18 protein-coding genes and 1 pseudogene are annotated in these 22,282 nt (G+C 47.2%); 5 read left to right on the plus strand and 14 right to left on the minus strand.

Going from position 1 to position 22,282, the window contains the following annotated elements; genetic code table 11:
- Nucleotides 1–159: 159 nt before the first annotated feature.
- A complete protein-coding gene (gene cypD / locus AC0C66_RS19935; protein WP_461845920.1) occupies nt 160–3,345 on the minus strand; it encodes a bifunctional P-450/NADPH--P450 reductase in 3,186 nt (1,061 codons plus the stop codon).
- Nucleotides 3,346–3,494: 149 nt separating this feature from the next.
- On the opposite strand from cypD, the gene AC0C66_RS19940 reads away from it, so the two are divergent.
- The gene (locus tag AC0C66_RS19940) at nt 3,495–4,559 is read left to right on the plus strand and encodes a DUF3900 domain-containing protein (protein WP_072182902.1); all 1,065 of its coding nucleotides are present in this window, start codon (nt 3,495–3,497) and stop codon (nt 4,557–4,559) included.
- A gap of 143 nt (nt 4,560–4,702) precedes the next feature.
- On the opposite strand, the gene AC0C66_RS19945 is transcribed toward AC0C66_RS19940, so the two are convergent.
- Both AC0C66_RS19945 and AC0C66_RS19950 read right to left on the minus strand, forming a co-directional pair.
- Nucleotides 4,703–5,392, minus strand: coding sequence for a hypothetical protein (locus AC0C66_RS19945; RefSeq protein WP_461845921.1), 690 nt, complete (start codon nt 5,390–5,392; stop codon nt 4,703–4,705).
- 219 nt (nt 5,393–5,611) lie between these two features.
- A complete protein-coding gene (locus AC0C66_RS19950) occupies nt 5,612–6,721 on the minus strand; it encodes an FAD-dependent oxidoreductase (RefSeq protein WP_461845922.1) in 1,110 nt (369 codons plus the stop codon).
- Nucleotides 6,722–6,880: 159 nt separating this feature from the next.
- Here AC0C66_RS19950 and yetL point away from each other — a divergent pair, with 159 nt between their 5' ends.
- Nucleotides 6,881–7,384, plus strand: a complete 504-nt coding sequence (gene yetL / locus AC0C66_RS19955; RefSeq protein WP_014112983.1) for a transcriptional regulator YetL — start codon at nt 6,881–6,883, stop codon at nt 7,382–7,384.
- Between the two features lie 23 nt (nt 7,385–7,407).
- On the opposite strand, the pseudogene AC0C66_RS19960 reads toward yetL, so the two are convergent.
- The 4 genes and pseudogenes from AC0C66_RS19960 to AC0C66_RS19975 form a co-directional block, all read right to left on the minus strand.
- Nucleotides 7,408–8,360, minus strand: a pseudogene (locus tag AC0C66_RS19960) (DMT family transporter).
- Nucleotides 8,360–9,004, minus strand: a complete 645-nt coding sequence (locus AC0C66_RS19965; protein WP_014112981.1) for a Bax inhibitor-1/YccA family protein — start codon at nt 9,002–9,004, stop codon at nt 8,360–8,362. Before AC0C66_RS19965 ends, AC0C66_RS19960 begins: the two are co-directional and overlap by 1 nt.
- A gap of 108 nt (nt 9,005–9,112) precedes the next feature.
- Nucleotides 9,113–9,280, minus strand: coding sequence for a YezD family protein (locus AC0C66_RS19970; RefSeq protein WP_014112980.1), 168 nt, complete (start codon nt 9,278–9,280; stop codon nt 9,113–9,115).
- 186 nt (nt 9,281–9,466) lie between these two features.
- The gene (locus tag AC0C66_RS19975) at nt 9,467–10,309 is read right to left on the minus strand and encodes an STAS domain-containing protein (RefSeq protein WP_472973685.1); all 843 of its coding nucleotides are present in this window, start codon (nt 10,307–10,309) and stop codon (nt 9,467–9,469) included.
- A gap of 196 nt (nt 10,310–10,505) precedes the next feature.
- On the opposite strand from AC0C66_RS19975, the gene AC0C66_RS19980 reads away from it, so the two are divergent.
- The 3 genes from AC0C66_RS19980 to hmoA all read left to right on the plus strand — a co-directional run bounded on the left by AC0C66_RS19980 (nt 10,506) and on the right by hmoA (nt 11,966).
- A complete protein-coding gene (locus AC0C66_RS19980; protein ID WP_461845923.1) occupies nt 10,506–11,084 on the plus strand; it encodes a hypothetical protein in 579 nt (192 codons plus the stop codon).
- Nucleotides 11,085–11,179: 95 nt separating this feature from the next.
- Nucleotides 11,180–11,542 (plus strand): VOC family protein, encoded by a 363-nt coding sequence (locus tag AC0C66_RS19985; protein ID WP_014112977.1) that lies wholly within the window; start codon nt 11,180–11,182, stop codon nt 11,540–11,542.
- A gap of 100 nt (nt 11,543–11,642) precedes the next feature.
- Nucleotides 11,643–11,966, plus strand: coding sequence for a heme-degrading oxygenase HmoA (gene hmoA, locus AC0C66_RS19990; protein ID WP_139026428.1), 324 nt, complete (start codon nt 11,643–11,645; stop codon nt 11,964–11,966).
- Nucleotides 11,967–12,002: 36 nt separating this feature from the next.
- Here hmoA and AC0C66_RS19995 read toward each other — a convergent pair whose 3' ends face one another.
- From AC0C66_RS19995 to AC0C66_RS20025, 7 genes are all read right to left on the minus strand, one after another.
- Nucleotides 12,003–12,698, minus strand: a complete 696-nt coding sequence (locus AC0C66_RS19995; RefSeq protein WP_461845924.1) for a YetF domain-containing protein — start codon at nt 12,696–12,698, stop codon at nt 12,003–12,005.
- 75 nt (nt 12,699–12,773) lie between these two features.
- Nucleotides 12,774–14,117, minus strand: a complete 1,344-nt coding sequence (lplD, locus tag AC0C66_RS20000; RefSeq protein ID WP_072182244.1) for an alpha-galacturonidase LplD — start codon at nt 14,115–14,117, stop codon at nt 12,774–12,776.
- A gap of 8 nt (nt 14,118–14,125) precedes the next feature.
- Nucleotides 14,126–15,013, minus strand: coding sequence for a carbohydrate ABC transporter permease (locus AC0C66_RS20005; protein ID WP_014112974.1), 888 nt, complete (start codon nt 15,011–15,013; stop codon nt 14,126–14,128).
- A 13-nt stretch (nt 15,014–15,026) separates the two neighbouring features.
- A complete protein-coding gene (locus AC0C66_RS20010; protein ID WP_014112973.1) occupies nt 15,027–15,983 on the minus strand; it encodes an ABC transporter permease in 957 nt (318 codons plus the stop codon).
- A 54-nt stretch (nt 15,984–16,037) separates the two neighbouring features.
- A complete protein-coding gene (locus AC0C66_RS20015; protein ID WP_461845925.1) occupies nt 16,038–17,546 on the minus strand; it encodes an extracellular solute-binding protein in 1,509 nt (502 codons plus the stop codon).
- A 121-nt stretch (nt 17,547–17,667) separates the two neighbouring features.
- A complete protein-coding gene (locus AC0C66_RS20020) occupies nt 17,668–20,241 on the minus strand; it encodes an exo-rhamnogalacturonan lyase family protein (RefSeq protein WP_461845926.1) in 2,574 nt (857 codons plus the stop codon).
- Between the two features lie 44 nt (nt 20,242–20,285).
- Nucleotides 20,286–22,280, minus strand: coding sequence for a beta-galactosidase (locus tag AC0C66_RS20025; RefSeq protein WP_072182247.1), 1,995 nt, complete (start codon nt 22,278–22,280; stop codon nt 20,286–20,288).
- Nucleotides 22,281–22,282: the final 2 nt, after the last annotated feature.

The following is a 22,282-nucleotide window of genomic DNA, read 5'->3' on the forward strand; positions in this document are numbered from 1 at the left end:
TAGATACCGAGTATAAGAATAACATAAACTAGCAAAAACGAAAAATAGGTTTTGCAGAAAGCCCGCCCTCTGGCGGACTGTGGCTATTGTATGCACTCATGTTTAGCGTGATCACAATTTTTTCGAAAGAGCAAAAAAAAGACTGGATATCTCCAGTCTTTAAATCCCCGACCAAACATCTTTTGCATATATACCGGTATCCTGCAGATGTTTCAGCCAGTTTTGTGCTTCTTGTTCACCGGTGCCATGAACAGACTGGTACGCTTTTTGCAGTCCGGCCTCCACATCTGGGGCCATTTTGCTGCCATCACCGCATACATAGAGCCTGCCTCCGCGATCAAGAATCGAAATCAATGTTTCTGCATGGTCAGCCATGAGATGCTGGACATACGTTTTCGGCATGCCTTCTTTTCGGGAAAAGGCTGTGTGGACAGTGACGATTCCATCTTTTTCAAACTGCTCAAGCTCGTCACGGTAAATAAAATCATGATCGTTCCTGCATCCAAAATAGAGATGAGCTTCGCCGAGCGCTTTTCCCTCCCGCTTTAAAGCTGCGCGTGCTTGGAGGAAACCGCGGAATGGCGCTACTCCTGTGCCCGGCCCGACCATAATGATTGGGGTTTCAGGGTCTTCCGGAAGCTGAAACCGGGATTCCGGTGTGCGGACAAACATCACGACATCATCACCCGCTTGACGCTCAGCTAAGTAATTTGAAGATACGCCCCTGTATTCGCCGCGGCCGCTCCACGCAGGGCCGTGCACGACACCAACTGTAATTGATGCTTGCTCAGGATTTACCCTTGGAGAGCTTGAAATCGAATAATATCTCGGTTTTAACGGCCGTAAAAGCTCTAGAAATCGTTCAAACGGCATATCACACGCTTCATATTGTTCAAGCAGATCCAGCATAGAAATCCGTTTTTTCAATATTTGTTCCTGATAGACACCCTCTGCCGCCAGATCTTCTAATTCGCGTTTATGTGGCGGACAGACTGTAAATGCCGCCAGCTCCCGTATTTGCGCCCTTGAGGCGGCTTCTTGCACCTCGACGCTGTAGCTGAGAAGATCATGCAGGCTGACAGGACGCCCTAATGGCAGATGCCCCGCACTGCGCCCGCTTGCCGACAATGTCACTTGGTCGGTTCCCTTCAGGCCGAATCTGTGAAGAATCCGGCTGACATTGGTTTGGCTGTTCCTTGGCAATACGCCAAGGTGATCGCCCTCCCGATATTCAACATCCGGCGGCAATGTGATTTCGATATGGCGGGTGCTGCGATCACTGTCTGCGGACTGGAGTTCACGATTTTCGGCAATGGATGCGTGAGAGGCTTCGTACGATCTAGCCAGCGGAGACTCGCCCAGCCCTCTGACAAACTGAAGGCTCAGTGTGCTTCGTTCCTTATCGGCGTTTTCATTAAGCTCAAGTCCGAATGCTTTGATGGCGTCTGTCCACATGCTTTTTTTCCACTCGTCAAGCTGCCCTTCAAAATCACCGCTAACATCCCCCTCTCCGCGCGCAGAAAACCGAGTCGCGCCTTTCTCCGCAAGCTGCTCATCAATGAATCTCGGCACGTACTGGTACGTGCTCGCCCAGTTGTGGTCACCGCAGCCAAATACCGCGTAATGGACGCCTTCAAGCTCACCCGGTTTGATTTCTTGAAGCCACTGCACGAACTGTCCGGCATTGCTTGGCGGTTTTCCGTTATAAGACGAGGTCACAATGACAACCGCTCCATCTTTCGGCAGTTTTCCAATCCGGTCGTTCAGAGGTGCCACTTCAGTCCTTACGCCATGAAGACTGGCTGTATCGGCAAGCTCGCGGGCTACGCCTTCTGCGGTACCGGTATCAGATCCATACAGCACGAGAAGCGGGCGGTTGTTAAGACCGATAACCGATGCGCCCTTTGTTTCCGTTTTCTCTTTTTGCTCATCAGGCGCCGCTTTTTCAGCTGCCGGAACGTCCGCATGAATGGCTTCCTGATGCCGTGTTTGAACCCTGATACGAAAATCGCCCGGCTTGAGTGTTAAGGTTTGTTTGATATCAAGCTCATAATTCTCATGATCAATTAACGTGAAATATTTTAAAACCATGCCCAGCACAAGTGTAGCTTCATGAAGGGCAAACTGCATGCCGATACAGGCCCGCTGTCCATTTCCGAACGGTTTGTACGCATGATGAGGCACTTGGTCCTGATGTTCAAACCGTTCTGGACGGAATTCTTCAGCGTCCTCTCCCCAAGCGTCTTGATCACGATGAAGCTGCGGAATCAGCACAGAAATTCTATCTTTGGTTGTAATCGGATACTTTCCGCCAATGACTGTGTCTTCTTTTGGATAAAGGCTGAAAGCCGGAGCCGTCGGCCATAAGCGCAGTGATTCATTTAAAATCATCCGTATGTATTTCAGCTCGAGCACTTGTTTATAGGTCGGCGCTGCACCCGTCAGCACCCGGTCGACCTCTTCATACGCTTTCTCCAGTTTGTCAGGATGCTTCAATAAAAAGTAGATCGCAAAGGAAAGCAGTCCGCTCGTGGTTTCATGCCCGGCAATCAAAAACGTAATGATTTGAAAGCGGATATTTTCATCGTCGAGCTTTTCACCTGTTTCCGGATCTTCCACATTCAGCATGCGGGCAAGCAAATCTTTTTCATCCTGATCTCCATTCGATCTCCGCTCCGCAATAATGCTGTCGACTAATGAAAACATTGTTTGAATATCATGATGAAATTGGCGCTTTGTTCTGACCATAAGCTTATCTTGAAAATCAAGACGCTGCATCTGGTGCATCGCTTCATCCAGCGCCCGCACCATGCTGTTGATAAACGGGTGGGGCGTTTCTCTGTAGTAGCTGTTAAAGCGATAGTCAAACCCGCACAGCCCAATTGTGTCGAGCGTCAGCCGGGTCATATCCCCTGGGACATCGACTGCTTCATTCGGGTTAAGCCTGGCCCATTTTTGAATGAGCTGAACGGCAATATCGACCATTTTCTCATGGTAGTCCTTCATGGCCCGCTGGCTGAACGTCGGCATCAGAATGTTGTGCGCTTTTCTCCAGTTAGGCTCATGCGTCCAGCTTGTAAACAATCCGTCACCGGAAAATGCGCGAACCTTTTCCAAGGCGCCTTCAATGCTTTTATCAAACCGTTCTTCATCACAAACCTCTTTCACCAATTCGTGGCCGGACACTACAATGGTCGTGCCTGCAGGTGTATGGATTTGAAAAATCGGGCCCTGTTCTTCCGCCAGTTTGATCAGCGAAAGCGTCGGCTTGTCTTTATCGATTAAAGGCAAATTGCCGAGCGGCCCAAACGTCTTCGGCTGAGGAATCGGGCTTGTTTCCTTCATCGAACCATTCCTTTCCGTATGAGATGCCTTCTATTTGACTACATTTCCCTTTCATGGTCATGATTATTCCGTTCTCCCAATTGACGCATGATTGCTGTTTTTTCTATACTTGAGAAGCTGTACAATACGCGAATAAGGTGAGTTTATATATGGATTTTGAAATTCGTTTTTTATCCTTTTATGTCATACAGGTGGAAGGCAAAGATGAGCAGGCGAACAAGCAGTTCAAGCACTTCCAGACCCTTGATACGGGCGAATTTGAAGAAAGCGAGCTGAAGGACTTTCTCGACGGGGAACTGAAAAAAATCGTCAAACGGAAAGCCGACCGCCATCCGCAGTCCGAGCAGGTGCCGACGAAAATCGGCCATTTTATCGTCGAGCCCGGCCACGAGCTCGATTCCAACCCGAATTACAACATGTTCAACCGGGCGCGACTGGCGGAAACAAAAGAAGACTTTAACGAGCTAAGCGAGCAGTTCGTCCGCACGTACCTCGACACGAGCGCAGTCCGCGGCGGCGTGTTCCTCGTCGCTTCAGCCGTGCCGAGAAAATACTTCGACGAGTCATTTGTCTTCATAATGAAATGTGATTTTGAGCCGAAGGTCGCCCGCATCTCAGACGCATCTTCTCTCATTAAAAAAGTCGAAATGGCGATCACGACAAAAAACATGAAAAGCATCCAATACCCGTACATGCCCGAAGAGGGAATGGTCGAGGAAGGCGAGCTGAAAATCCACCAGGCCTCGCACGCCCGCTATTTCGAGGACTTTCTAAAATTCGTCGAGTACGGCGAATCAATGCCGGAAATCATGAAAAACCAGGTCATGAACATGGTGCAGGAGCACGTCTACGAGACATTTGAAGACAACAGCGAAGAGCTCAAGCAATTTGAACAAGACATCGAAATTTGGGAAGCGAGCGAAAAACGGGAAATCCAAGAGCGTCTCGACACCCATCAAGTGATCGAAGCCTCCGCCCAAATCATCGAGCACACACCAGAGGCCCAACTGAAAATGAAAGTCGGAGAAACCGAGATTAAGGGATTGCTAGCGGATTTTGGCGATTCGATTCATCTCGCAAAAGTGAACGGGCGCTATGTCGCGCTGATTGAAGCCGAGACGATTTCGTTTGAGAAGGGGAGTTCCCCGGTGGAGTTTTACAAGCCTGAGGGATTGCATGAGGTGATTGAGCGGATACGGAATAAGGGGATGTGAGAGGAGTACTAAGTACTTCTCTCTTGTTTTTAGAAATGTAGTTCAGTTAGTAAGACCATATTAAAGACTTTTTAAGCACATCAAATTATTCACATTTATTTTTTTGAAATTTTCTTATCGTTTATCTGTTAATGCAGTTATCGTCAGAAAAGTTTTCCAATATTGGTTAAAGCTTTTATAAGATTAAATGTCTTTCCAACTATATTATCAGCTGAATCAAGTATAGTTCCTGTTCTCCCAACTTTTTCCATCGCGGTATCGAAAAAGTCATCTTTTTTTGGAAGCTCTTTATCTATTTCTAAACCATTTCCAGATTCATTAAGTGCATAATTCTGAGCTAATTTTTCTTTATTTTTTTCTGACTCAAGTCTTTTTTCATATAATTCATTCATTATCTTATATTGAGCTTGTTCCCTATAAAATTCAAAATTTCTTTTTGGTAACTTTATGTATGTCTCGAATATGCCATTTTCTATAAGTAGTTTTGCTAAATCAATTTCAGAAGTCACTCTTTCGGCAATTGTAGACGTTCTTTGAAAACGCTGATTCTCTAATAAGAAAATTCTAAACGAATAAAAATCGACCACATTATTACAATGCAGAAAAACTTCGAACTCAAGTTCCATTAGCCTCTTTCTCAAATATGCAGGTAGTTTTAAATAAACTACTTGAAGCTTATTGGAAAGTTGAAATAAAGTAGGATGATTAAATACATACTCACTATCTTTAAGTATTCCTCCATTTAAATATTCCATAAATGCCTTAAAATATTTCTCAAATACTAGTTCAAATTCCTGAACCTGCTCTAATAATACATCTTTATGCTTTTCCATATTCTTCTCCTTATTCTTAACATTTTTTTCGACATTAAACGAACCTCTTTAATTACTTAATAGACTGATATCTTCTTTATAACTATATCAATTCTTGCACTTTAATTACCAATACTCACCACAAAGAAGATTAAAGTATAACCTGGTAAATTATAATTTTAATTCCTCCAATATACAAAAATAAAAAAGTCCAGAAATCACTTTCTGGACTTTTCCTATTTAATACCCTTCCCTCAACACCGCATAGCACTCCCCAATCAACTCTTCCGCTCCCGGCTCTCCTTTCAGCCCGCGGCGGACGATTTCTGAGGAGAGGTTCTGGACTTTGAGCGCTCTTGGGGCTCTTCTTTCGTAATACGCATGAAATGCGGTTTTGATGTCGTCGTGATTTTTGAGTTCTTCGGCGAGGACGATAGCATCCTCGATCGCCATTGCCGCTCCTTGTGCCAGGGTTGGCGCACCGGCGTGGGCGGCGTCTCCGCCGATGACAACACGGCCTTTGTGCCATGGCTCGTGCACTGCGACCTGTTCCAGTTTGTTAAACATGACAGGATGCTCTTTTGACATATGCTTTGTGACAAAATCCAGCCCCGAAAAGCCAGAGAGAATCTCTTTTACTCTATCAAACCGGGTATCTTCCTCATCCCAGTAATCGCTCGTGCAAGGCTGGAGGACGAAGACATAGCCGGCGTGTTCTGCCAATGGCACGACGCCAATTTGTATGTCTCCGCTTCTGTACATCAATGTCGCGTCCTCAAATGTAAAATCAGGAAGCTCGATATAAAAGCGCCACGCCCCCATGCCGAGCCGCTCTTTTTCCGTCTCCTTTTGCAGCATTATATCGCGAACAACGGAGTGAATGCCGTCAAAGCCTGCCAGAATGTCAGCCTTCATCTTTTCTCCGTCTTCACATACGGCAGTGACCGATTCAACCGTTTCTTCATAGGCGACAACCTTCTTCCCCCACTTGATGTTTACACCCGCAGCCTCGGCATGCTTAACGAGAATGTCATTTAACGTTTTTCGAAGGATATTATTGCGTCCCGGAAGTGTGTCATCTAAAAAGGATTCACTGACTTGAAACAGCAAATTCCCCTGTTCATCAAACGTTTTAAACCATTCTGTTTGAAAGCCATGCTTACAGCACTCTTCGAATACGCCCAATTCTTTCAAGACAGCCAGTGCATTTTGCGGCTGAAGAATTCCTGCACCTGTTTTGCGGTTTTCTGAAGCCGCTTCACACAAGGTGACAGAAAACCCTGCCTTACTAAGAGAAATGGCCGCTGACAATCCGCCGATTCCGCCTCCTGCTATTAAAATATGTTTCATATCAATAACCACCTTTTCAGCTCTATATATAGTTAGGCGCCTAACTATATTACTTTACTATGTCTCGCAAAAAGCTGTCAATCATCTCCAATCCAAGTTGCGTTATGGTTTTCGCTCCTTTATAATCGTGTCACAACGAACGTACGGGAGCTTATTATCATGGAATTAAAACATTTACCGAAATATAAGCATATAACAGAGCACGCCGAGACGTATGCCAATATAGACGCCGGTTCTCTTGAATTGTTTTTATCTCTATTTGATATCTCTAAAAAAATGAATCATGTGATGGAGCATTACTTTGCAGGCAGCGGGCTGTCAGAAGGAAAATTCAAAATCTTGATGCTGCTCTTTGATGCCAAGGATCAGACGTTAAGTCCGACAGAGCTTGCCAAGCAATCAAACGTCACGAAAGCAACAATTACAGGACTGCTGGACGGGCTGGCGAGGGACGGTTTTGTCAGCCGCAGGCATCACACAGAGGATAAACGAAGAATCAGCATTGAACTCACAAAGGAGGGCAAAGAACGGCTTGAGCAATTTCTGCCCGGCCATTTCAGCAAAATCTCCGCGGTCATGGAAAACTACAGCGACGAGGAAAAAGACATGTTCGTGAAGATGCTTGGTGATCTTTTTGAAAAGCTAAGCGTGTTTAAAGACTAAAAAACCCGTCCGACCAGGACAGGCTACAGCGTCTTCTCTTCTGAAGCCGGATACGTATCCGGCTGTTTTTTCTTTATAACCGTAACAAATACGCCGCTGATGACACATGCGATACCAATCAAATGCACAAGCTCAAACGGCTCCTTCAATATCACACCTGACAAAATGACAGCGGAGACCGGAAGAACGGATGTGAAAATGCCCGACACCCCCGCTGGCACCTTCCTCACCCCGCTATACCATAAGTAAAACGCCAAAACGGTGACAAAAAGCGCGTAATACAACACATACGACCAATCCAAAACTGTCGGCACGCTAAAATCAAATGAAAAGGCCTCAAACAAAGCAAACGGTAGAAAAAACAGAAAACCGAAGAGCGATACGAAGGTCGAAATCGCCAATGCCGAAATATGCGGAGATAACAGCTTGGCCAGCAATGTAAACAACGCTTCGCCAATGACTGCGGCAATGATTAGCATGTTGCCAAATAAGGCATGTGGCGTCCCGTCTTGGCTCCCCGCTCCAAATAGATTAATCGCCAGCACGCCGCAAACCGCCAGCATAATGCCGATCAGCGTCTTTTTCTCTATTTTTTCTCTCAGCAGGAAAAAGGATAAAATACCGATTACCATCGGGGTTTGAACACCATACAGCAGGCAAATACTGAACAAAAACACGCCTGTGAATGATTGTACCAGCAATACAAACACATCTTTTTTTGTCAAAGCCGGAAACCCTTTTTCAATGTAAAACAGCAGCGTCAGCAATACAATAGCAGCCAGCAAAAAACGCAGTCCCGAGGATAGAAAGACCGGAATGCGCTCGACCATCAGCTTGCCGACGACGACCGAGCTGCCGACGATCCCCATGGCTGTTGCCAAGGAAACATAAGCGCCCAGTTGTTTTTGCATCATAACTCCACCACCCTTTTTATGTATGGCAAAAAGCGCCTATCCAAAGACAGGCGCTCTCTGATTAATCATCACTGCTCAAAATGCCGAAGAAGCGAAGCAGATTGATGAACAAGTTGATAAAGTCAAGGTACAGCGATAATGCCATAACCGGAATTAAGTCTTCCGTAATATGGCGGTGTTTGATTTGGTTTAGATCATACAAAATATAAAGGGAAAAGACGATGGTTCCGATAACGGAATACGCCATCATAGCCGCTGAGTTTAATGGACTGAAAATGTTGAAAATGCCAACCACCGCCAGCGCGAGAACCGCTACCAGCAGAAATGACCACAGGAAGGATAAATCCTTCTTCATTTTTGCGCCGATTGTGCCCAGAACGGCAAAAATGACAAATGTAGAGCCAAAGGCTTCAAGCACGACATAGGCGCCGGCGATGGAAGCGTAGTGGCTGACGATCGGAAATAAGGTAATGCCGGAAACAAACGCGAATGTATATACAAACGCATATCCGACCGCTTTTCTTCTGCGCATCCAGAAGGCCAGAATAATCATCCCTACTTCTAGAATAGAAAGCGGCAGCATCAAAGCGACAGGAACAAATTGGCCGATAAATAGACCGACAGTCGCGATTAGCAGTGTGAAGACAAAGACTGTCAAAATGCGCTGCATGATCGATTGCTTACTCTCGTAAACCGTAGCTTGCATATCAAAAATCCTCCTAAAAAATGATCTTAAAGGTCTATTATATAAAAATTGGATGAAATATGTATATGTTTTAAGGAGAATTTAATGAAAACAAACGCCCTTATACGATCACTTTGGTTCTTTCCTTTTCAGCGAAAAACGGTGCTTTTCTATTTTCTCAATCTGGGTAACTTGAGAATCATGAACCGTAATCTGAATGGTGCCGAAATCGAGTGTTTCCAGCGAGCTGATTATTTTTTCAATCACTTCCGGATCAATCGTTGATTTTGAAACCAAAAGACCTTCCCCCCTGTTGAACTCATTTCAATTCACAGTATTCTTATAAGAATTATAATATTATGTTTTTTTCGATAAATCAATGGTGTTTTCTGACCAATTCAAAAAGGCATATGATCACCCGATGGCGGACAATCATATGCCTGGTCAAACGTCCTATTTGTTTTCTTCCAATTCCTCAACAATTCAGCGAACACCCATGTTTTCTAATGCCTGCTTCAGCGTGCCGTACGTTTCATATTCACTGAAATCAAGCCCCAATTGAATCGATGTCTGGGCCACATCTGGGCGAATCCCTGAAAATACGGCTTTGACGCCTAATAAGAAAAGCGTTTTTGACAGGTTGTACAGTTGCTGCGCCACCATGGTATCCACAATCGGAACACCCGAAAGGTCAACGACAAGGCTTGTGATTTTTCTCTCGATACAGCGGACCGGCACTGTTTCTAAAATGACCTGTGCCCGTTTCGTATCAATGGAGCCGATTAGCGGCAATATCCCGATTCCATCCGCAATGGAAATCACCGGGCAGCCCAGCTCAGATATCAGTTCCTGCTGAGATGTGAGCCTCATCAGCATAAATTTTTGGTACTGCTCAGAAAATTCAATGATCAGCTTATCGAACGCCTGATTCACTATGCGGTTCCATCGGTCGGCATCCTCATCTGTGACGATATCCCGATTCTCTTTAATAAACGCAACCACAGCATCCCAGAATGAGATTCTTGAGTTTGATATGGCCTCCACAACCTCATGCACCTGAACATCTTGCTCAACCCTGTTTTTCGCAACGGTTTGCGCCCATTTTGTCATATGTTCTTGAAACTCAGTTTGATCCTCAAGGAATGCGCTTGCGATCGTTATATTGGTAAACGTATGCTGCTTGGTTAAGAGCTTTTTCGTTTCTTCACTTAAATTGTCGGCGGAATATAGCTCTCCTTTCAGCTGACATCGCAAACTGAACCATTTCTCCGTAATATCCGCCGTGTGGTCTATGATATATTGATATAATAATTGATCGATATTCACGGTCTGTCTCCTTTTTCATAATAGAAGCTCTTTCATTATAAAATGATACATCGGAATTGTGAATGGGACTAGGGAAAAATCAAATGATTCTGCATCCTGAGCGCATTCCAATTTCATTCATAGGCGAATGCACCAATAAACGTCCGCTCGCATAAATTGCAAATGTACAGTTTACAATGAGAAAGGACGTTATCACATGTATTATGTTGATCCTTATATGTTTGCCGGGCATTTTTATGAGCCATGGCCTGCTTTTGATTACGAATATCGTTATCCAGATGGTTACCCATGGTCTGGCATTGGCGGCGGCTCCGGCCCTGGCATTGGTAGCGGGGCTGTACCTGGCTTCGGCGGCGGCTCCGGCCCTGGCATTGGCGGCGGGGCTGTGCCTGGCTTCGGCGGCGGCTCCGGCCCTGGCATTGGCGGCGGGGCTGTGCCTGGCTTCGGCGGTGGCTCCGGCCCTGGCATTGGCAGCGGTGCTATGCCTGGCTTCGGCGGTGCGCCGCAGGGACCCCCGCCTTCAAAAAAGCCGGCGAAACCGAAAAAGCCGCAGAGCCCTCAGGGAGTTGCTTATTTAGTTGAACCCGTTGCCATTCAGCCTTGCCTCTTCCGGTTTACCTATGTTTGGTTAACCAACGGCAGCTCATTTTGGTTCTACCCGATCATTCTTGGCAGAAGATCCGTCGGAGGATTTTACTGGGATTCTTCACGGCGCCGCTGGGTTTATTTCGCCTTAGACACAAATCTGATAGATGTTGTGAGCTGCTCATATTAATCGATAATCAGCCGGTTTTTCCGGCTGATTTTTTTATGTTACTTCGCCCGTAAACAGGTTATAGTATAATTATCTTTCAACTTGGAGGTTTCCCTATGATCAAACAAATTGCAACTGTTGCTGTATATGTTGAAGACCAGCAGAAAGCGAAGCAATTTTGGGCAGAGAAGGTTGGCTTTGATATTGCGGCGGACCACCCGATGGGACCTGACGCAAGCTGGCTGGAGGTTGCGCCACAAGGAGCCCAGACCCGTTTAGTTATTTATCCGAAAGCCATGATGAAAGGCTCTGAACAAATGAAAGCTTCTATCGTGTTTGAATGTGAAGACATCTTTGGTACATACGAGAAAATGAAAGCAAACGGTGTAGAATTTCTTGGTGAGCCCAATCAAATGGAGTGGGGCACCTTCGTTCAATTTAAAGACGAAGATGGCAATGTATTTTTATTGAAAGAATAACGATGCGACGGCGGTTCTATTCCGCCGTGCGCTTTCTTTGACATTGAGAATGAATTTCATTTACAATCATTCATATATGAGAATGATTGGAGAGAGACAGATGTTTGTTCAGTTGAGAAAAATGACGGTAAAAGAAGGCCATGCAGATCAAGTCATAGAACGTTTCAGCGCTGAAGGAATCATTGAAAAACAAGAAGGTTTAATTGATGTGACAGTGCTTGAAAAAAACGTCCGCCGCGGTGATGAGGAAGTTGTTGTCATGATTCGCTGGGAATCCGAGGATCACTGGAAGCAATGGGAAAAAAGCGATGCACATATCGCCGGCCATAAAGCGAACAAAGGCAAACCAAAGCCTGACTATCTGATCAGCACTGAAGTGAGCATGTATCATGTAAGAGCTGTTAAACAAGGGACTCATCAATAACGCAAAAGAGCTTGGGCTATGCCGCAAGCTCTTTTTTCATGAGGATCTGCTTTCTTCAAATGTGATGACATACAGCGGTTTATTAGGATGCCATTCAGCAAATAATACATCCTCAGTCTTTTCAATTCCCTGCTTTTTTAGCGTTTGCTTCAGCCACTGTTCGTCTACCCCTGCTTCTCGCAGGTTGTCATACACAATCTCCCCATCAAGAATTAACGTGGTAGGCAAAGACACATTTTGCTGTGGAAGATTCATATCTTTTCTCGTCGGATTGCCAAAATCTGATTTCTGAAGAACGCTGACCATCCCGTTTGTTTCTAATATGGCATATTCCACTTCTTGTATGGAAAAGCAGCCTGCCTGCCTTAAAAGGCTTTGCAGCTGATTAATGTCGAGCTTGTTTTTCTTTAGCATTTCATATTTGAGCTTTCCATTATGGATGACGATATTCGGTTCACCTTCCAGGAACTTTCTGGTTCCTTTTACTTTTTGGGTAATGAATTCAATCATATAAATCAGCAGTCCCCACAGCAGCGAAGCGAAAATAATCTCTTTGATCTTAATTTCATGATCGTACACTGCATTTCCGACCAGTTCCCCTAAAATCAATGCAGAAATAAAGTCAAACGGAGTGATTTGAGAAAATTGGGTTTTTCCGAGAAACTTCAAAATGACAAATAAAATACCCAAACCGCAAACTAATTCTACCGCTACATTGAGATAATCTCCCATGTTGATAGCACCTACTTCTTAAGAGCTACTATCATTATGGTCAACTGCACGTTTTCTAAACGGTCACTGCTCCTATTATAATACCGGATGGTTCTTTGAGAGCATGTCGTCAAAAAGTTGCTCCGCATCACGTCGGTCGAGCGTGACAAGCGGGTCATTGAGAAACGCTTGAAAAGCGAGACCGCGGTCCTTTGTTAACCCCGCTTCCGCCACTGCCTCCTGATTGGATACGTGTCGTGCCGCCAGCATTTCCACACCCTTCGGCAGCGCTCCGGAAACAATCGGCTGGACACGGTTGCAGGTAATGAATGCGTTTGTTTCCGCGATCGCATGTAATGGGAGATTAGCGACCTGGCCTTGATTCGGCAGATTCACATTTGTTACAAGTTCGCCCAGTCCGAGGAGAGCCGCTATGATGTTCACGCCTTCTTCTCCCGAGGCTTTCCCGGCAACGCCCCGTTTTTGAACGATTAATCGTTCTGTTTCTTTTCGTTTTTCGTCTCTGTCTTGTTTTCTGAATGATACAGATGTGAGATGAAATTTCCATAACTCAGGCTGTTTGAGGTAAGGGCCGGGAAGAAACTCTGCCAGATGCCTGTCACCCGCAGCGGGGATGGCGCCATACATTTCAAATAAATCAAACGCAACACGGTGTGCCGAACGAAAGACACTGTCCCTCCAGCTTTCCCCCTCTAGCTCATATCCTGATTCTCCATAATGCGCGCTGAATTCATGGAATATAGGCAGCAGATCAATATGGCGGTAAGAGGCTTCCGTGATCCATGTGAAATGGTTAATGCCGAGTACATTGACGCGGATATCTTCGCGCCGCAGCACCTCTACTCCGAGCCTTTCTGTGACCATTTCCGCCAGCAGCTTTTGCGTGCCGAATACCTCGTGGCAGCAGCCAATCGCTTTGATGCCCGGAAACACTTTATACAGCACTCTTGTACAGACAGACATCGGGTTTGTATAATTTATGACCCATGATTCTGGTGCGTAGTCTCTTATGGCCCGGGCAATTTCGGCAAACATCGGAACAGCCCGCAAGCCTCTGATGATCCCGCCCGGCCCGACAGTATCACCCACAGACTGATAAATGCCGCAGCGCTCAGGGAAGTGGACATCGATTTCCATATCTTCCAGTGAACCCGGCAAAATGGAAATAATGACGATATCCGCGCCCGATAACGCCTTTTTCAAAGTAGAAACCGCTTCATACCTCCATCTGCCGTCTCCGCTGTGATTGCCGATCACTTCATTTTTCTGAGCGGCTTCAAAATCAAGATCATAGAGCGCCACTGTGCCTGACATCCGTTCATCAATCGACAGATCACTCATCAGGCTTCTGGCCCAGCCTTGAGACCCACCGCCGATATAGGCGATTTTAATTTGATCTAACGTACTGATATGACACACTCCCTTTCTCAGCCTTTCACCGAACCGATCAGCATTCCTTTTGCAAAGTGTTTTTGCAGGAATGGATAGACCGCCAAAATCGGTAGCGTCGCAATGACAATGACGGCGAGTTTTATTCCCTGCTCCGGCGGAACGGTATTTTGCATCGTATCGCCATTGGTCGCCGTTAAATCCGATAAGATTGTGACTTGGCGGAGCACCATTTGCAGTGGCCATTTTGCACTGTCATTGATATATAAGAGAGCGTGGAAGAAATCATTCCAAATCCCGACCGCATAAAACAGCGCAAAGGTCGCAATAACCGGCTTTGACAGCGGCAAGGCGATCCGCCAAAAGACACCGATTTCGGAACAGCCGTCAATTTTTGCCGATTCCTCCAGCTCGCGGGGCAGCTGCTGAAAGAAGTTTTTGATAATAATAAGGTTGAACGGATTAATCGCCATCGGCAGAATCAATGCCCAATACGTATCCAAAAGGCCAAGTGATTTCACGACAAGGTACGTCGGGATCATGCCGCCGGAAAATAGCATAGAGAAGATCACCAGGTTCAACAGCAGATTCCGCCCCTTCACATGCCGCTTCGCCAACGGATACGCCATCGTAAAGGTGAAAAACAGCTGCACAGCCGTCCCGACCACGGTAATGAAGATGGATACGCCCATGCTTCGGATGAACGTCGGTGTCGAAAACACATACTTGTAAGCATCAAGTGTAAAGGTTTTCGGGAATATAAAGAAGCTGCGCTGGGCGAGTTCCGCTTCTGTCGCAAATGAACCGGCGATAATGTACAAAAACGGCAAAATGGTAATCGCGCCGACACCGCCGAGAAACAGAATGTTGCAGACGTCAAACACCCGTCCGGCTTTTGTGTTGTGCATCGTGTGAATTTCAGCCATACCTCTCCCTCCTCTAAAACAATCCTTCCTGATCAAACTTTTTCGCAATGTAATTGGCGCCGAAAATCAAGATAATCCCGACAACCGATTTAAACAAACCGACCGCTGTGCTGTAGCTGTACGCGCCTTGGGTAATCCCCATCATGTATACATACGTGTCAAAAATGTCAGCCACGCTGCGGTTGAGCGAGTTCGTCATCAAATACACCTGTTCAAAGCCGAGATTCAAAAAGCTGCCGATTCTTAAAATCAACAAAACGATAATGGTGCTTCTGATTGCCGGCAGCGTAATATGCCACATTCTCCTGAACCGGCCCGCTCCGTCCATAATGGCAGCTTCATACTGCTCCTGATCAACCGTCGCCAGCGCAGCCAGAAATAAAATCGTTCCCCAGCCTGTCTCCTTCCAGATGCTTTGCATCACAATCATCGGCCGGAACCAGTCCGCGTCCGATAAGAAAGAAATCTGCTCACCTGTCAGGTTCATAATCAATTTGTTGATCACACCTGTATCGACAGTAAAGAAAACAAAGGTGATGCTGACCACGATTGTCCATGAAACAAAATGGGGCACGTAAATAAAGGTTTGGATGCATCTTTTATACACGGCCTTTCTCACCTCATTCAAAAGCAAGGCCAAAATGAGAGGCGCTGGAAAGGCAAATAAAAGGTCCAGGCTCGCCAGCATGAGGGTGTTGCGCAGCAGCCGGAAAAAATCCGGGTTCATAAAAAAGTCTTTGAAATAATCAAAGCCGACCCATTCGCTTTTCCAGAAGCCGAGATATGGCGAATAGTCTTTAAAAGCGATCAGCACGCCCCACATCGGCAAGTATTTGAAAATCAAAAAATAAAGCAGACCGGGAATAAGAAGAAGATAAAGCCATTTGTCCCGTTTGAGTGCAGCCATCCAGCTGATGCCTTTTCCAGCAGTGAGAACAGGTGAATCTCCCTTCTTCGGCACTGTTTCCATATCTGTTCTCCTTTCGTGGTACCGGTGCGCCCGCCGAACGGCAGGCACATCGGTTTATTTTGACGATTGATACAATTTGTTCAAGTCCTTCATCAGTTCATTGCCGCCGCTTTTTTTCCAAAGCTCCACCGCATCCTCGAACCCTTTTTCATCAATTTCTCCAATGATAAATTGTGTTCTCGCGTCGAGAATAATGTTGTCAAGCTGGGCTCCTTTTTGGGTATAGACATCTGATACAAGCGACTCAGCCGGGTTAAAGACGGCTATTTTTTCTCCTTCAGTTATGATGTCTTTGCGATGCTGAAAGAGCTTTGTTTTCTGGTCTTCGATGTAATACTCGCTTTTCGGAATCGACATGCTGAACTGCGCCAAGCCTTCATGCTCATACAGGAGAGACTTGTTGTTTTTTTCAAGCGAAGTGAATACGCCGTCCTTGAGCTCGTAATTGCGGCCCTCCACTCCGTTGTTCGTGAGAATCTGCGCTTCCTTATCATTCATCTTATCGAGGAAGGACAGCACCTCTTTCAGCTCTTTTTCGGTTTTGACGCTTGATTTTGGTATCGCGATCATGCCTGAATAACCGGATGTCGGGAAGGTGCGCTTGCCATTCGGCCCCTCAAGCGAGCCGACGATATCAATCACATCCTTGTTCGACTCATCCGCCTCCTCCATCGCGCTTTGGATTTGAGACGCTCTGGAGCCGGTATCAACGATGACCCCCGCTTTTCCTTTCACAACCGGATCATTCCACTTCGCTGAATCCATGACCGCAAAGTCCTTATTGATCAAGCCCTCATCATAAAGCTTTTTAAAAAACTTGAGCGCATCCATGTATTCCTTCGTTGTGAAATCAGGAATCAGCTTTCCGTTTTCAACGCCGTAGCGGTTCGGAGCGCCGAACCAGATTTGCAGAACATCCCACGGGCTTCCGTTGCCAAGCCCCATCCATTTCGGCACGACCATGCCGTACGTATCATCCTTGCCGTTTCCGTCAGGATCTTTTTCCTTAAAGGCTTTCAGCACTTCATAGAAATCATCAATCGTTTCCGGCATATCTAGACCGACGTTTTTAAGCCAGTCGGTTCTGATGATCATACACGCTCTGATCAGGTCCCTCGTTCTGTAGATTCCGTACACCTCGCCGTTCACCGAGCTGTTCTTCAAAATCTTTTCATCTGCCTGGCTTAAATTCTTGTAGTCTTTTAAATAAGGAGACAGCTCCCAAAATGCCCCTGCTTTGACAGACTTGATAAAGCCGGCTGATTTATCTTTAATCACAATCGCATGAGGCATCTCTCCGGAAGCCATGACGATGTTGAATTTGTCGTTGTAGGATGAATCAGGCACCCATGTGACCTTAATCTCTTTGCCTGTGTATTTTTCGAGCGCTTTTAATGAAGGGCTCTTTTCACTCGGGCTTTCCGGCGATAAGAGCGGCGCCATAATTTTAATCGTGTCTTTCGAACCGCCTGCTGAACTGGATGTTTCCGAATGGCTGCATCCGGCGATCATCATGGCAGCGAGCGGCAAGGCCAGCCATTTTTTTCGCATTCTATTTTTCATGATGCGTAAGTCCCCCTTTTTTCAATTTGCATTTCCCCTTTGCCCCTCCTAATATAAAGCGCTTACATAAATTCTTGCAATCTTCATTTTTTGCACCATTTCTCCTATGAAATTCCGTCTGTTATCCTTTTTTGCCGGATGTATCTTTTTTTGCCGGAAGGGAATCTCCAATCAGTTCCAGCGCTGCTATGACGTTCAAACACCATTGAGAGACGGTGTTCGTTGTCACCCACGGGAGCTCCTCCAGCTGCGTCCATGTCTCAATGCGCTCTGGTTTGATCGGTAGCGGCGTATGGCTCAGCTTATCGTCGAGCAAAAGATTCCACGCTTTGGCGGCGAGCTTCTGGTCTTGTTTTTTTCTTGCGGCGTAGGCGGTCATGGCAGCGGCAAACATCGGCCAGTGAAAATGCCTGTCATGAAGAGCGCCTCCGCTTTTTTTCCGTTTTTCTTCATCACTGAGTGTGTAAAATTCGCCGAATTCACTCAGCATTTCCTCCCATTCCCGGTCATCAAGAAGCTCAGCCAGCTCCATCCACACTTGCGGCGCGCCGAAGGCAATGATCATATGATATCCGCCCGCTATGCCATCTCCCATGTGATGAAGCATCGAGGTCTCCGGGTCATATTCAAATGTCGGACCGGATAATAAGCGGAGCGGCAGCTGCTTCAGACAGCTGATGCCCGTTTCGATTTTTTTGAGATATGCCGGATTTTCGGTCCGCTCCCATTCCGCCAGCCAGTTCGAGCAAAACGCCGCCCAGTCCGGTCCCGTTCTGGTGTGGGTCGGGTGCTCGCCTTTCTCATAAAAAGCGCGCATCGGATCGGTTTTGACGAGAGCGTAATCGGCGTCCTTCACTTCTGTCAAAAGATCTCCCGTCCGCTCATCTCCCGTCAGATAATAATAGAATTTATAAAGCCCGGCCATGCTGATCCTCGCTTCCTTGCAGCCGCATCCCCAATGAACAACATTATGCCGTGAGCCAAGCCCTGCGTATTCCCCAAGGTGAAAGCTGTCCGTTTCGCTCGTGTGGCGGGTCATGGCTTCTGCCATGCGGAAGATATCCTCTCTGCCAGAGCGGAAAAACGCCTGCCACAGCCATAAGGTCGGAACGAGCTCATTATTTTGCCATGCATACCCGCCGAGATCATACCGCCACATATGCCGGATCGGGTCATACGTATGCATGACATCGCCATAATGCCAAAACCCGTACCATCTGCGCTGCTCTACTTCCTTTTTGTAAAATAGAAATGCAGCGTCGAGCTGTTCTTCCAGCTCTTTTTTGAGCGGATGAGATGTGTCAATGACACTCCAAACCCCGAGCGCCTTTGATTCGTAATAGACGTCCGGCTCACAAACAAGCAGCGGCGGCGCCTGCCATTTGTCAGCGAGCGTATGAAGGACATCATCAGATGGCATATGCGAAAAGCACGACAGGCTGATTTCATTTGTGTTGGCAATACCGGTCGGATCAGAACGCATTTCATCAAAGCCTTCATACGCGCTGGCCACATGGGTGTTTCCTGTATAATGCCGCAAATCCATCGCCCCTCCATCCGGAGGCCAAAACCAGACGGTCATTTTTGGGTGGCTGCCGGCAAGGCCTGTGATTTCCAGTGCTGACGGGTATTTCTCAAAAAAGTACCGCAGACCGAGGGCTATGCCGCCATTTTCGCCGCCCGCATAGCAAAGCCCCTTCGCCCGGCTGCCATGCAGCATGCCTACCCACGCATAATCTTTTCCGGTCCGTTTTGACAGGCTGTAATGATCACTAGAATCCTGCACGAGCTTGACATCATTCCAAACCGCGTTCTGTGTGCCGTGCGCAAACCATTCCTTGTGCTCTTCACTTGGAAACAGCGTTTCACCATTGATTTGTTTTTGATAAAGAGGATACCGTTCATTGAATTTACGTGTGCCAAACAGCTGGGCGGGTTCTTTGTACATCCCTTTCTCTCCCGCAAAACGGAAATGGCGGTTGTACGGCTCCCCTTCCAAAAAAAGGTCAAATTCGATACCGAGCCCCTTAATGAATTCTTGTTTACCATTCCTGTCAATCAGCTGCGTATGTACGATGCCGATTTCAGACAGCCCGGCATAAAATATCAATCTGACCACAAACGGCAGCCATTCTTCATTTGTTTTTTTGAGGATATGCACGCCCTCTATTTTGATCACTGTTTTGACAGGTCCTTGCATCTCAAGCGCCGCACGTTTGATGAGGCTGACAGACGTTTCACGAAAAAGAACCGTTTCCGCCGCCGTCTCTTTTCTCGTTTCTCTTATGGCAACGAGCCTCCCGCCTGCGGCGATCGGCTTTCCGTTAATCTGCAATGATTGAATAAGATCGGAGCCTGTTTTATGGATGGCACAGACGAGCGTTCCTGTATCCACTTGGATGTCATGCTTTGACTCTTTGATGCTGAGCGTTTCACCTGGCTTCAGGGCTTCTCCTTTTTGCACTGCAAAGCTTTGATGGTCCTGTCCGCTGAACACTGCCGCGTGCTTCGTCCACTTGATGCTCCCGTCCGGCCAATAGGCCGACGGTTCGCTTTGCACAAATTGGCTTTCCGCGTTTTCATTCACAAGCGCCAGACGGTCACCCTTTTTCAATTCTCCTTTTTTCCATGGCACGCCCCACGTCACACCGCTTGTCACCTTTGGCTGTTCTGATAACCATTTCATCTTTTTCATCAGTTCTCTCCCTCCATAGAAAAAAGCTGATTCGATGCAAAGAATCAGCTGTGATTGTCAAACTGAATCACACGGTATTCATGCGGTCCGACCGCCAGCCTCCCCGCTTTTTCCGAACGGTTCGTCAACAAATCCGTTCCCGCTTCCGGCAATGTTACGCTTCCGCCTTTTCCATCCATATTCACGATGACCCACACAAGGCCGTTATCGCCTTTGCGAGGGGCAACGATCGTGCCGGGTGTCACATCCGACCGAACGGAAATGGCTGCTTCAGCGGTATAATGCCTGACGAGCGCTTCCAGCATCGCATCCCCTTTTTTCCCGGATGGAAGCGAGCCGAGCATGACGATTTTTCCCTTGCCGTGCTTCCGTTCTGTCAGAAAAGCATGGCCTGCTGCCGGTCCTGACTCAACCGTGCCTAGGGTGTTTCCGTTCTCTGTATCAAACACCGCGCTCCACAGCCCCAGTGGCGCCGTGATGCCAAACGCTTTTCCTGTATTCGCATCCTCGTTCATTGGAAAGGTAAACAGCGTTTTGATCCCGGCTGTTTTCTCAAGTTCGCCAAGCCCGCAATCGGTATGAATTGTATGCTCGCTTGAGCGTCCCCCTGTCAGCGGTCCAACAATCCAAATGCCGCCAGCTTCAGCGAATGCCGAAGCTTTTTGGATAAAATCCGAAGACAGATACGGCACAAATGGCGTAAACAGCAAGCGGTAGCCGTCCAGTGGAACGCCTTCCGGAATGAGGTCACGGTGTATCCCCGTGTTAAGAATACGCTCATAAAAATGGGTCACAAGCGTACGGTGCTGGAGTCCCCGGTGAGGCTCCGTTTTGATAAATGCTTTTGCTCTGTCGGAGTACGTCATCGCTGCCTCGGCTTGAACGGGCACAGTCGATAAAATCACCTGTTCGATGTCCTTTCTTGCCCGCTCGACTGCCAGCACGTTCTGATAGCCCACGGTCGGCCCGCCCCAGGCACTGAGAACCGAACCGTGTGAAATCTCGCTGCCCGAACGCTGCTGGCGCCACAGCCAATAGCAAAAACCCTCGCTTCCTAAGGCGTAGGAAGATACGGCTTCGGCCTGTAAATACCCATCGGCATGCGGAAACGCGGAGCTTTCGAGCGAGGCGGCATACGACGGACTCGTTTCCAAAATCCAAAACGGGCGCCCTTGTTTCAAGTTCCTCCACAAATCACAGTTCAATAAAAAAGCAGAAGCGTTTTCCTGCGAAGCGTACGTATCATAGGAGGCAAAATCGAGATTCCGAAACATCCGCTCATTGTCCACGCTGAACATGACAGAGCCGTTATGCGTGATCGGCGCATCCGAATAGCAGCGGATGATTTTGGCCTGTTCATCCGCAAATGAAGCGATCATCTCCATCGAAAACAGCTGATACATTGTGCTTAGAGAGGCGTGATGCAGAAACGGGGCTGGCCCCGGCTGCGGCACTTGCTCAAACGTCTGGTAGGTTTCGCTCCACACATTGGTTCCCCATGCCTCGTTTAACCGCTCAATCACGCCATAGCGGTTTCTGAGCCAGTCATGCCATAAGTGCAAGCACGTCTCACACATGCATTCTGCAACATGGCATTTAAACTCATTGTCTAGCTGCCAGCCGATCAGTCCCGGGAGCTGGCCAAGCTCCTTGGCGATGCTTGTGGTAATGATGGCGGCTTTTTTTCGGAAATACGGGTTGTTCGTACAAGCATGCTGACGGGAGCCATGCCCCATGACCTCTCTTTTTTCGTTTACATGCATACGCTCCGGCCGGCCGTGCGACAGCCAAATCGGCGGTGTAGGCGTCGGCGTGCACATGATCGTTTCGATGCCGTTATCATACAGCCGGGTGATGATCTCTTTGAAAAAACTGACGTCAATTTTTCCTTCTTCCGGTTCCATGACAGACCAGGCAAATTCGCCGATCCGCACAACATTCACGCCAACTTCACGCATGATGTCAATGTCCTGCTGAATCGTCTCTTCATCCCATAGTTCTGGATAATAGCAAGCACCGTGATACAGTTTTCTCCTCACAT

The sequence above is a fragment of the Bacillus sp. VA13 genome, assembly GCF_055710085.1.

What these genes read in the sequence shown, in the direction of transcription:
- cypD (WP_461845920.1), bottom strand. Translation starts at nt 3,345, where the DNA reads ATGAAGGAAACAAGCCCGATTCCTCAGCCGAAGACGTTTGGGCCGCTC.
- AC0C66_RS19940 (WP_072182902.1), top strand. Translation starts at nt 3,495, where the DNA reads ATGGATTTTGAAATTCGTTTTTTATCCTTTTATGTCATACAGGTGGAA.
- AC0C66_RS19945 (WP_461845921.1), bottom strand. Translation starts at nt 5,392, where the DNA reads ATGGAAAAGCATAAAGATGTATTATTAGAGCAGGTTCAGGAATTTGAA.
- AC0C66_RS19950 (WP_461845922.1), bottom strand. Translation starts at nt 6,721, where the DNA reads ATGAAACATATTTTAATAGCAGGAGGCGGAATCGGCGGATTGTCAGCG.
- yetL (WP_014112983.1), top strand. Translation starts at nt 6,881, where the DNA reads ATGGAATTAAAACATTTACCGAAATATAAGCATATAACAGAGCACGCC.
- AC0C66_RS19965 (WP_014112981.1), bottom strand. Translation starts at nt 9,004, where the DNA reads ATGCAAGCTACGGTTTACGAGAGTAAGCAATCGATCATGCAGCGCATT.
- AC0C66_RS19980 (WP_461845923.1), top strand. Translation starts at nt 10,506, where the DNA reads ATGTATTATGTTGATCCTTATATGTTTGCCGGGCATTTTTATGAGCCA.
- AC0C66_RS19985 (WP_014112977.1), top strand. Translation starts at nt 11,180, where the DNA reads ATGATCAAACAAATTGCAACTGTTGCTGTATATGTTGAAGACCAGCAG.
- hmoA (WP_139026428.1), top strand. Translation starts at nt 11,643, where the DNA reads ATGTTTGTTCAGTTGAGAAAAATGACGGTAAAAGAAGGCCATGCAGAT.
- AC0C66_RS19995 (WP_461845924.1), bottom strand. Translation starts at nt 12,698, where the DNA reads ATGGGAGATTATCTCAATGTAGCGGTAGAATTAGTTTGCGGTTTGGGT.
- AC0C66_RS20005 (WP_014112974.1), bottom strand. Translation starts at nt 15,013, where the DNA reads ATGGCTGAAATTCACACGATGCACAACACAAAAGCCGGACGGGTGTTT.
- AC0C66_RS20010 (WP_014112973.1), bottom strand. Translation starts at nt 15,983, where the DNA reads ATGGAAACAGTGCCGAAGAAGGGAGATTCACCTGTTCTCACTGCTGGA.
- AC0C66_RS20015 (WP_461845925.1), bottom strand. Translation starts at nt 17,546, where the DNA reads ATGAAAAATAGAATGCGAAAAAAATGGCTGGCCTTGCCGCTCGCTGCC.
- AC0C66_RS20020 (WP_461845926.1), bottom strand. Translation starts at nt 20,241, where the DNA reads ATGAAAAAGATGAAATGGTTATCAGAACAGCCAAAGGTGACAAGCGGT.